At 66.9% G+C, this 10852-nt stretch carries 9 protein-coding genes; 5 read left to right on the top strand and 4 right to left on the bottom strand.

Annotated features, from left to right (window positions below; translation table 11 throughout):
- Positions 1–13 precede the first annotated feature (13 nt).
- A complete protein-coding gene (locus tag AB0E63_RS08520; protein WP_360363231.1) occupies positions 14–1096 on the bottom strand; it encodes a BMP family ABC transporter substrate-binding protein in 1083 nt (360 codons plus the stop codon).
- A gap of 295 nt (positions 1097–1391) precedes the next feature.
- Between AB0E63_RS08520 and AB0E63_RS08515 the strand changes: the two genes are divergently transcribed.
- Together AB0E63_RS08515 and AB0E63_RS08510 are read left to right on the top strand one after the other, a co-directional pair.
- Positions 1392–2573, top strand: a complete 1182-nt coding sequence (locus tag AB0E63_RS08515) for an amidohydrolase (protein ID WP_360363229.1) — start codon at positions 1392–1394, stop codon at positions 2571–2573.
- 660 nt (positions 2574–3233) lie between these two features.
- The gene (locus AB0E63_RS08510) at positions 3234–3728 is read left to right on the top strand and encodes a hypothetical protein (RefSeq protein ID WP_360363227.1); all 495 of its coding nucleotides are present in this window, start codon (positions 3234–3236) and stop codon (positions 3726–3728) included.
- Here the strand turns inward: AB0E63_RS08510 and AB0E63_RS08505 are convergent.
- Entirely contained in the window at positions 3714–4154 is a 441-nt protein-coding gene (locus AB0E63_RS08505; RefSeq protein ID WP_360363225.1) for a site-specific integrase, read from the bottom strand. The genes AB0E63_RS08510 and AB0E63_RS08505 overlap by 15 nt on opposite strands.
- 129 nt (positions 4155–4283) lie before the next feature.
- Positions 4284–5051 carry a RibD family protein gene (locus AB0E63_RS08500; RefSeq protein ID WP_360363223.1) on the bottom strand — a complete coding sequence of 256 codons (768 nt, stop codon included), beginning with the start codon at positions 5049–5051 and terminating at the stop codon, positions 4284–4286.
- Positions 5052–5278: 227 nt separating this feature from the next.
- Here AB0E63_RS08500 and AB0E63_RS08495 point away from each other — a divergent pair, with 227 nt between their 5' ends.
- Positions 5279–5563, top strand: coding sequence for a hypothetical protein (locus tag AB0E63_RS08495; RefSeq protein ID WP_360363221.1), 285 nt, complete (start codon positions 5279–5281; stop codon positions 5561–5563).
- The gene (locus AB0E63_RS08490) at positions 5560–5940 is read left to right on the top strand and encodes a hypothetical protein (RefSeq protein WP_360363219.1); all 381 of its coding nucleotides are present in this window, start codon (positions 5560–5562) and stop codon (positions 5938–5940) included. The genes AB0E63_RS08495 and AB0E63_RS08490 overlap by 4 nt, the downstream gene beginning before the upstream one ends.
- 58 nt (positions 5941–5998) lie before the next feature.
- Here AB0E63_RS08490 and AB0E63_RS08485 read toward each other — a convergent pair whose 3' ends face one another.
- A complete protein-coding gene (locus AB0E63_RS08485) occupies positions 5999–7579 on the bottom strand; it encodes a methylmalonyl-CoA mutase family protein (protein WP_360363217.1) in 1581 nt (526 codons plus the stop codon).
- Positions 7580–7752: 173 nt separating this feature from the next.
- On the opposite strand from AB0E63_RS08485, the gene AB0E63_RS08480 reads away from it, so the two are divergent.
- Positions 7753–10848, top strand: a complete 3096-nt coding sequence (locus tag AB0E63_RS08480; protein WP_360363215.1) for a M14 family zinc carboxypeptidase — start codon at positions 7753–7755, stop codon at positions 10846–10848.
- The last annotated feature ends 4 nt before the right edge of the window (positions 10849–10852 follow it).

Below are 10852 nucleotides of genomic sequence, written 5' to 3'. Positions count from 1 at the left end.
ATGTCGCCGTGACTCAGGACGCCGTCGGCTGTGCCTTCGACTGGACCTTGATCTTGCCGCTGATGATGTCGGCCTTGATCTGGTCCAGTTCCTTCTTCGTGTCGGCCGTGACCTTGCTGTCGAAGTCGTGGAACGGGGCCAGCGACGTACCGCCGTTGTCCAGGGTGCCGGTGAACTGGGTGTTGTCGAACTTGTTGTCGACGACGGAGACGATCGCGTCCTTGACGGCGACGTCCATGCCCTTCTGCACACTCGACATCAGCACCGGGCAGTACTCCGCCGCGCTCACGCAGCCGTCGGTGTCGACCCAGATCGCGTTGACCTTGCCGTTGCTCGCCTTGGCCGCCTGCAGACCGCCGAGACCGGCCGGGCCGGCCACCGGGAAGAGAACGTCGGCGCCCTGGGTGATCAGGTTCTGCGCGTTCGTCTGGCCCTTGGCCTTGTCCTCGAAGTCGTTCGTGAACAGACCGGTCTGCTTGGCGTCGTCCCAGCCGAGCACCTGGACGTTCTTGCCCTTCTGCGTGTTGTAGTACTTCACGCCCTCGGCGAAGCCGTCCATGAAGATCGTCACGGTCGGGATCTTGATGCCGCCGAACGTACCGACCTTGCCGGACTGGCTCATCGCCGCGGCCAGGTAACCGGCCTGGAAGCTGGACTGCGCCGTGTTGAACAGCAGCGGCTTCAGGTTCGGGAGCTCCTTGCCCGGGGCCGGGGCCGAGTCGACGATCGCGAACTTGATGTCCGGGTTCGCCTTGGCGGCCGCCTCGGTGGCGTCTTCGAGCTTGAAGCCGACGGCGACGATGACGTTGCACTTGGCGTTGACCATCGCGGTCATGTTCGTCGGGTAGTCGTTGTCGGACTTCGACTCCGCCTTGACCTCGGTCAGGCCCTTCTCCTTGACGGCGTCCTGCAGACCCTTGTACGAGGTCTGGTTGAACGACTTGTCGTCGAAGCCTCCGGAGTCGGAGACCATGCAGGCCTTGAAGTCCTTGTTGGCACTGCCGCCTGCGTTTTCCTCGGTCGGCTTACTGCCACAAGCAGCGACGGCGAGCGTCAGTACGCCCACGATCGCCGTTCCCCGCACGTACTTCTTCACCGGACGTCTCCTTCGTCGACCAGATTGTCTACCCGGCACGCCTGCCCCCACGTGCCGCATCCGCAGACTATAGGGGCGGTCCGTCCTTCTTTGAACGTCAAGAGGGCCTCGATACCGGAAAGTGACCGGCACTTTCGTCACATTTCGACAACTCCTCCTGTGTGGTCACGCCCCGCACCACGGGGGTCACTGTCAGCACGCTCCGTGGTTTCATTTACCGTCTGTGATCATCACGCTGGGTGACCGGCGGGGTGCACCGTGCTCGGAGGTGGTTGCGGGATGAAACAATCGCCGGATGAGTCATCAGTTGCTGGTCGCGGACGTCCTGGCGCGGGTCGAGGCGGTACGCGAGGAGACGGTCGAGGTACGACGCGACCTGCACGCCCATCCGGAGCTCGGCTGGCACGAGGTCCGTACGACGGAAGTCCTCGAGCGGAGACTGGTCGAGGCCGGGCTGTCACCGCGGGTGCTGCCGACCGGGACCGGACTCATCTGTGACATCGGCTCCGGCGACACGTGCGTCGCGCTGCGGGCCGACATCGACGCACTGCCTGTGCCGGACGCGGTCGAGGCGCCATGGCGGTCGACCATCGACGGAGTCGCGCACGCTTGCGGTCACGACGTACACACCTCGGCTCTGCTCGGCGCGGGGCTGGTGCTGGCGGGGATGGCGCGCGACGGGCAGCTGGACCGGCGGGTGCGGCTGATCTTCCAGCCGGCGGAGGAGGTGATGCCGGGCGGAGCCCTTGGCGTCATCGCGGCCGGCGGACTCGACGGGGTCCGCCGTATTTATGGGCTGCACTGTGACCCGCGGCTGCAGGTCGGCCAGGTCGGCCTGCGCACCGGGGCCCTGACCGCGGCCGCCGACCGGATCCTGGTCCGGCTGACCGGGCCGGGCGGTCACACGTCCCGTCCGCACCTGACCGGCGACCTCGTCTACGCGCTCGCCAATCTCGTCGCCGAGCTCCCCGCCGCCCTGTCCCGGCGGGTCGACCCGCGCGCCGGCATGTCGCTGGTCTGGGGCCGCATCACGTCAGGCTCCGCCGCCAACGCGATCCCCGCCCGCGGCGAGGCGGAAGGCACGCTGCGGTGCCTCGACGTCAGCGCGTGGCGCCTGGCCGCGGAGCTCATCCCCACGCTGGCGTCTCAGCTCGTCGCGCCGTACGGCCTCGAGGTCGACACCGAGGTCACCCACGGCGTGCCCCCGGTGATGAACGACGCCGCCGCGGTCGACGTACTCCACAACGCCGTCCACCAGACCCTCGGCGCCGGCGCCATCGCCCCCACCGACCAGTCCCTCGGCGGCGAAGACTTCGCCTGGTACCTCGAACACGTCCCCGGCGCCATGGCCCGCCTAGGAGTCCGCCCACCCAGCCAGGACACCGCCGCAGACCTCCACACCCCCGGCTTCGACCCCTCCGAAGAATCCATCCCCCTAGGCACCACAATCCTCACCTCAACCGCCCTCCTGGACTGAAGGCACACCGCCCGCGAAAGGACACCGCTCCGCGGCGGCTGTCTCGTGCCGCCTCCGGCGGGTGCGCGTCATGCGATAACGCCAGACGGCCGTTGGCGCCAGGTGATGTGTCAGGGAACGGGAAGGACACCGCTGCGCGGCGGCTGCCCTGTCGGCCGCCTTCGGCGGTGTGCGCAGATCCAGTCGCCGGACGGATGCGTTAGGGCGCGAGGCAACGCGCGCCGAGCAGGGTGGCATCTGCAACCGCGAGACCCTTAGGCACCCCGGTACGCCCAGCAGGTGGCTCGGTGTCAGTCCGCAAACCGCCCGGAGCTCGAATTCCGCGTCGACCAGCCGCGGCCGATGGGGCCAGCACCCACTTGCCTGCTGGTCGCCCTGCAGCTGCGCCCAGGGCCGGTCGCTCGAGCGTGCTCGAGCCGGCGCTTCCGCAGGCTGATGTGGAAGTAGACCGGCTCCGCCCGCAGCTCCGGACACCTGCGAGGACGCCAGCCCCAGTGCGTGAGCTCCGCGTTCCACTGGGGCTTTTTACCGAACTGCGACGGCGCCCCGATGCTGCGCAGTCGCCAAGTCCTCTGAAAGGCTGACGGCATGGCAGGACGGCATCGAGATTTCCCTCGGGCTGGCACTTTGGCGCGCGCTGCGGTGCGAGCGTTCCGCGTTGTGCGCGACTTGCCATATGCCACCAATGCTGCGCACGACGCTGATGCGCTGAGAGCTGTGGGTCGTGGGGACTGCCTGGCTAAGTCGGCCCTGCTGATCGAGGAACTCGAGCGTATCGGCCTGCGCGCGCGTCAGGTTCGCTGGCGTTATCTGTTGCCGGAGGAACCGGTCGAGGTCCGTCTGCTTCCCTCGAGGCACGACGTACATTCGGCGGTGCAGGTGCAACTAGGTGAACGCTGGACTCTGGTGGATGCAACACACGATCCGCTGCTGTCAGCGAAGCTGACGGTTGCTGATTGGGATGGGTCGAGCGACACCCCGCCGGCATATGAGCCGGTTGGGCCGATCTGGATCGACGGTCAGCATGACGCTGAGATCCGCGCCGAGATCGAGGAAATCACTCGACATCGGCACGGTGTCTCGCCCCGTGTCGGACCTATCTACCAGCGGGCGTTCAACAGATGGCTCGACGGGCTCCGCTCATCCTGCAGATGAGCTCTTCGCCTTGGCGAGCCTCGTAGTGGCACCACTCGATGCTCGTGATTCAGGTGTCCCGGATGACTGGCATCCCGATATTCGTGAGTCCAGGCTGCTCCGTCCGGGACACGCGGTCGAGCCCCCTTTAGCTTCGTCTTGGCTGCGTCGAGGCTGCTTCCCGGTCATCGGATTCACCGTGCCAGCCGTAGCTGCCGAATGGGTCCGGGCAGTGCTTCGCGATTTGGTGGCCCGCTGCAACCACAGGACGTAGTCCCGTACTTCGTCCACCCTCGCGTGAGACCAGACGACCTTCACCACGTGCAGCCATCGCCACCATCTCAACAGATCGTAGGCATAGCCGCGGACGCGGCCCGGCCGGTTGCCGCAAGCGATGAAGTCGCTGAGATGCGTCCAAACCAGAAGCCCAAGGTCTATCCCGCACATCACGGAACCACTCACGGACGCCGCGGCGTGTCGTCGCGTAGTCCGGTCAACAGGCTGCTGTCGTTCTGGGCGATGGACGTGAAGTCGGCGCGAAGACTCTCCGCACTGGTCAGGCTGTCGTAGAAGAGGTCAGCGGTGCGTGACGGCGTAGTGGAGGCGGACTGAGCCGCCGGTGTCTGTGTGCGCCGAGAGCAACTGCAGTGGGGTCGGGGACTCGCCTACGGCAAGGGGTGGCCCGTCCATGACTGACGGCGTTCCGAGTCCGCCGATCAGAGCTGGCGCCAGCGTGAGGTGCAGCTCGTCGATCAGACCTGCCCGCAGTAACGCACCGTTGAGGCCGCCACCGGCGGCCGACAGGACGCAGCTGATGCCGAGCTCGGTGCCCATCGCGGCCAGCCCTTGCGCCAGGTCGACCCGCTCATCGCCGACGACGAGATAGCAGATGCGTTCCCGGCGGAGATAGCCGAGATAGTCGGCCGGGGTCGACCGCGCCACCAGGACCAGCGCGTCCCAGTTCTCATGTTTCTCGGTCCAGCGCACTCTTCCGCGGCTGTCGACGACGGTGAACCACATGCGCGGTGGCGATGGTAGTCCGGTGATCTCCGGTGGAAGGAAGTGTTGGTAGAGCCCGGCCGTGTCACCGTTGTGAGTGGGCAGTTTCTCCGGAATCTCGCCCTCGGGCACCAGGCTGCCGCTGCCTTCCAGGATGGCGTTGCAGCCGTACTGCTGCCTGACCAACTCGATGACGTCGATCGCCACCGGATCGGCGGCACGCGGCGTCATCTGAGCCCACAGATCCGAACTTGGCTGATGCATCAAGAGCGCATCTCGGGCGAGCGCGACCTTCCCGTCGACACTGGCCCCCACGCTGACCACCACACGCGGTCGCTTCGGCATCACAGCCTCCTTCGGTTCGCTGGACGGCGGACACCAGCTCTACCAGCGGCCACCGACAAGCCGGCCAGGCTGCCGTAGGGCTCTGCCCGAGGAGGACCCGCATCGGACCGTTCCGAACTTGTCCACAGGAGGTCGCACGTGTGGTTGCCCGGGGACCACCTGCTCAGGCAGGCTGACGCCACGAACAGCTGCTGCGGATGCTGGTGGGATCAGAGTAGGATGATGGTGTGACGGAGAAGGACAAGCTCTCGGTGACGGTCGACCACGAGGTCGTGGAGGCCGCACGGGTCGCGGTCTCTTCGGGGCGGGTCGGCAGTGTGAGCGCCTGGGTGAACGAGGCTTTGCACCGGCAGATGGATCACGAGCGGAGGCTCCAAGGGCTCGACCGCTTCCTGGCTGCCTACGAATCCGAGCACGGGGCGATCGGCGAAGAGGAAATGGCGGAGGCCGTGCGCTCGACCCGAGCGGCGGCGATCGTTGTCCGGGGCAAGCGTTCGCACGGCGCCGCATGACGCTGATCCTCGACGCGGGCGCGTTCGTCGCGGTTGAGCGTCGCGACCGGACACTCATGGCTCTCCTCAAAGCCGAACTGTTGGCCGGCCGTACGCCGGTGACCCACGGCGGTGTCGTCGGTCAGGTCTGGCGCGGAGGTTCCGGTCGTCAGGCACCGATAGCTCAACTGCTCGACGGCGTCGAGGTCGAGCCGCTGGACGACAACCTCGGCCGGAAGGCCGGCGTACTGCTGAAGCTCACCGGCCGGCGAGATGTGATCGACGCAGCCGTGATCCTGCTGGCGCGCGACGGCGACCTCGTCCTCACCTCCCACCCCGCCGACCTCACCGCACTCGCAGCCGAGGCAGACATCCACCTGGATCTTGCGGTTGTCTGATCAGGTGTCGGCGGGCATGTAGATGCCCCAGACAGCAGCCGCGCAGCGGTGTGCTTTTTCAGAAGGTGTCGGCGGGGATGTAGTTGCCCCAGACTTCGCGGAGGGTGTTGGAGACTTCGCCTACGGTGGCTCGGGCTTTTAGGGCTTGTTTCATGGGGTAGAGGCAGTTGTCGGTGCCTTCCGCGGCCTTTTTCAGCGCGGCTAGGGCTTCGTCTACGGCGGACTGGTCTCGGGTGGCTCGGAGCGTCGTGAGGCGGTCTACTTGCTGGGCTTCGATGGCGGGGTCTACGCGGAGGGGTTCGTAGGGTTCTTCGGCGGAGATCTTGAACTTGTTCATGCCGACGACAACCCGCTCGGCCGCATCGATCTCCTGGGCGATGCGGTACGCGGACTGCTCGATCTCCTGTTTCTGGAAGCCCTTCTCGATCGCGGCGACGGCACCGCCGTACTCCTCGACCTGGTCCATCAGCTCGACCGAGGCGGCTTCGACCTCGTCGGTGAGGGACTCGACCACATACGAACCCGCGAAGGGGTCGACGGTCGCGGTGATGTCGGTTTCGTAGGCGAGGACCTGTTGCGTGCGGAGGGCGAGTCGGGCGGCCTTCTCAGTGGGGAGCGCGATCGCCTCGTCGTACGAGTTGGTGTGCAGCGACTGCGTCCCACCCAGTACGGCGGCCAGTCCCTGGATCGCAACGCGGACGAGATTGACCTCTGGCTGCTGCGCGGTCAACTGCACGCCGGCCGTCTGCGTGTGGAACCGCAGCATCAGCGACTTGGGATTCTTGGCACCAAAGGAGTCCCGCATCACCCGCGCCCAGATCCGCCGCGCCGCCCGGAACTTCGCCACCTCTTCGAGCAGCGTCGTACGAGCGACGAAGAAGAACGACAGCCGCGGCGCGAACTTGTCCACGTCGAGCCCGGCCGCGAGCGCAGCCCGGACGTACTCGATCCCGTTCGCGAGCGTGAACGCGATCTCCTGCGCGGGCGTCGCCCCGGCCTCGGCCATGTGGTAGCCGGAGATCGAGATCGTGTTCCAGCGCGGCAATTCCGCCTGGCAGTACGCGAAGATGTCGCTGATCAACCGCAGCGACTCCTTCGGCGGGTAGATGTAGGTGCCGCGGGCGATGTACTCCTTGAGTACGTCGTTCTGGATCGTCCCGGTGAGCTTGTCACCGGCGACCCCCTGCTCCTCGGCCACCAGTTGGTACAGCAGCAACAGCACCGAGCCCGGCGCGTTGATCGTCATCGAAGTGGACACCTGGTCCAGCGGGATCTTGTCGAACAGCACCCGCATGTCGTCGATCGAGTCGATCGCCACTCCGACCTTGCCGACCTCGCCGTGCGCGATCGGCGCGTCGGAGTCGTACCCCATCTGGGTGGGCAGGTCGAACGCGACCGACAGGCCCATGGTGCCGTGGTCGATCAGCTGGTGGTACCGCTGGTTCGACTCCGCCGCCGTACCGAATCCGGCGTACTGGCGCATGGTCCACGGCCGCTGGGTGTACATCGTCGGGTACACGCCGCGGGTGAACGGGAACTCCCCCGGCGCACCCAGCTTCTCGTCCGGCTCGAACCCGTCCAGTGCCTCGGCCCCGTACACCGGCGCGAACTCGAACCCCGACTCACTCCGATGACTCATCCCCCAACGGTAGGCCGAACCACACCCGCACTGGTATGACCAGCCGGGTGAGATCCAGCACGCCGTGTGACCGACCACACCCGGCACGCATCAACCTGGCCGCGAGCTGTTGACTTGTGACCTGGGTCACAGGACGCTTCGACAGTATGCACCGTCGACCGGGGAGGGGCGACATGCGTAGATCTCCTGTTCTCATCGCTGTACTGGCCGTCGTGGCGGGGGCACTGGCCGCGGGACCGGCGGCGACCGCCGCACCAGGCCAGGGGGGTGACGGCCTGGAGGTCTACGTCGGCGAACTGGACGCGCAACAGCTGCAGAAGCTCGCGGACATCGGCGTGGACCGCGACGAGCTGATCACCGGCGAGAAGGCGGCCAGCGGCAAGTCGAAGGTCGAGGTCGTCATCACCGACCGGCAGGCCGACAAACTCCGGTCCGACGGCGTCGACCTGAAGGTCAAGAAGGTGAAGGGCCGCGACGCCTCCGACGAGGCCGCCCGGCTCGCGCTGGCCGGCCAGACGGTGTTCCGCACGTACAGCGGGGCCGGCGGCCTCGCAGAAGAGCTGAGCACGACCGCGGCCGCGCATCCGGGTCTGGTCAAGCTGGTCCGGATCGGTACGACGGTCCAGGGCAAGCCGATGCTCGCCGTCAAGGTGACCAAGAACGCCCGCCAGCTCAAGGACGGCGCGCGTACGTCGGTGCTCTACATGGGCGCCCAGCACGCACGTGAGTGGATCACCCCCGAGATGGTGCGCCGGCTGATGCACCAGGTGATCGACAACTACGGCAGCAATGCCGAGATCACCAAGCTGCTCAACACCACCGAGCTCTGGTTCCTACCGGTGGCCAACCCCGACGGGTACGACTACACGTTCACCGGGGACCGGCTGTGGCGGAAGAACCTGCGGGACAACAACGGTGACGGGGTCATCGCCCCCGGCGACGGCGTCGACCTGAACCGCAACCTCGCGACCAAGTGGGGCTACGACAACGAGGGTTCGTCCCCCGATCCGAACAGCGACACCTACCGCGGCACCGGCCCGAACTCCGAGCCGGAGACCCAGGCTCTCGACGGCCTGTTCCGGCAGATCCGCTTCACCGAGATGATCAACTACCACTCGGCCGCGGAGCTCATCCTGTACGGCGTCGGCTGGCAGGTCAGCACTCCGTCACCGGACGACGTGATCTCCGCGGCGATGGCCGGCGACGACGCGAATCCCGCGGTGCCCGGCTACGACCCGGACATCTCCGCCGAGCTCTACACCACCAACGGCGAGACCGACGGACACGCGACGAACAAGTACGGCACGCTCGCCTTCACGCCGGAGATGTCGACCTGCCAGACCGTGTCGGCCATCGATCCAGGAGACCAGTGGCTGCCCGAGGACTGCGTCAGCGTCTTCACCTTCCCCGACGACGAGGGCCTGATCCAGGCCGAGTTCGCCAAGAACGTTCCGTTCGCACTGTCGGTCGCGAAGTCCGCCCACGATCCCGACGATCCGGTCTCCGTGGTCGGCCAGAAGGCCGCGGACCTGGTCGCCGATCCGTTCGAGGTCTCGTACGGCACCACGCAGCCGGTCGCGGTGACGGCCAAGCGGGCCTTGCAGAGCCTGCAGCTCAACTACAAGGTCAACGGCGGTCGCACTGTGACCGACAAGGTGTCGGAGTGGAACGGCGGTGAGCGGTACGGCGACAGCGACGACCACTACTACGCCGAGTTCCGCGGGACAGTACGCGGTACCAAGCCCGGCGACTCGGTCGAGGTGTGGTTCAGCGGCGTCAAGCCGGGGACCGGACCGGTCGCGAGCGATCACTTCACCTACAAGGTTTCCACCGACATCGGCGGGACGGTGCTGATCCTCGCCGCCGAGGACGTCACCGGGATCAGCCCGGCCCAGGGCGTCACGACCGCCAAGTACGCCGACGAGTACGCCGCCACACTCACCGCGGCCGGGATCTCTTCGGACGTGTACGACGTGGACGCGAACAACCGGACCGCACCACACCACCTGGGCGTGCTGTCCCACTACAAGGCCGTCGTGTGGGAGACCGGCGACGACATCATCACGCGGGAGGCCGGCCAGGTCCCTGGCACAGCGGCCGAACTGGCGCTCGACCTCGAGCTGTCCGTCCGTGACTACCTCAACGAGGGCGGCAAGCTGCTCTACACGGGCAAGTACGCCGCGTTCGCGAGCAGTGCGGACGGCGCGTACTTCTACAACCCGTTCGAGGAGCAGCAGGGCGAGTGCACGACGCCTAACCAGTACCCCTGCCTCCCACTGCTGAACGACTTCGAGCAGTACTGGCTGGGTGCCTACAGCTACGTCGACAACAGCGGTAGCGACGTCAACGGGGACCCGGTCCCGATCCGCGGGGAGAGCGGCGCCTTCGACGGGTTCGCCGCAACGCTCAACGGCGGCGACTCGGCGAACAACCAGAACCACACGGCGGCGTTCGTACTGACGTCGAGTGTGTTGCCGAGGGCCCAGTTCCCGCAGTTCGCCAGCTCAGCACCGCTGAAGTGGAACCGGCCTGGAGGTGCGCCGTTCGAGCCGTTCACCGGTTCGCAGTACGTGTACAGCCAGCGCGCGGACATCAGCTACAAGCGGCTGCTCCGGACCGTGGACCTCACCGGAGCGACGTCCGGTTCGCTGTCGTTCAAGTTCTCCTACAACACCGAGGCGGACTGGGACTTCGTGTTCGTCGAGGCCCACACCGTCGGACAGGACGACTGGACGACGCTGCCGGACAGGAACGGCCACACGGCGCAAGACACCGGCCAGAGCTGTCCGGCCGGCTGGGTGGCGGACCTGCATCCGCAACTGGCGCACTACCAGGGCACGGACTGCTCACCCACCGGCACCACCGGAAGCTGGAACGCGTCATCCGGATCCAGCGCGGGCTGGCAGGACTGGAGCATCGACCTCACGCCGTACGCCGGCAAGCAGGTCGAGCTCTCGATCAGCTACGTCAGTGACTGGGGCACGCAGGGCCTTGGTGCGTTCGTCGACGACACCACGGTCACCGGCGCCACCACGGAGCAGACCTCGTTCGAGACCGACTTCGGCGGCTGGACGGTGGCCGGTCCGCCGCCTGGCTCGGCGGCGAACCCGAACGACTGGATCCGCACGACCACCGCCTTCAACGAGGGCGCCGGCGTCACCACGACAGACACGGTGTACGTCGGGTTCGGAGCCGAAGGCCTGACCACACAGGCGATGCGGACCGACCTGGTCCGTCGCTCGATGGCGCACCTGCTCGGATCGCCGTAACCAG

The organism is Kribbella sp. NPDC026596, assembly GCF_040638415.1.
Taxonomy (GTDB): domain Bacteria; phylum Actinomycetota; class Actinomycetes; order Propionibacteriales; family Kribbellaceae; genus Kribbella.
This window is presented reverse-complemented; position numbering and strand designations above follow the sequence as displayed.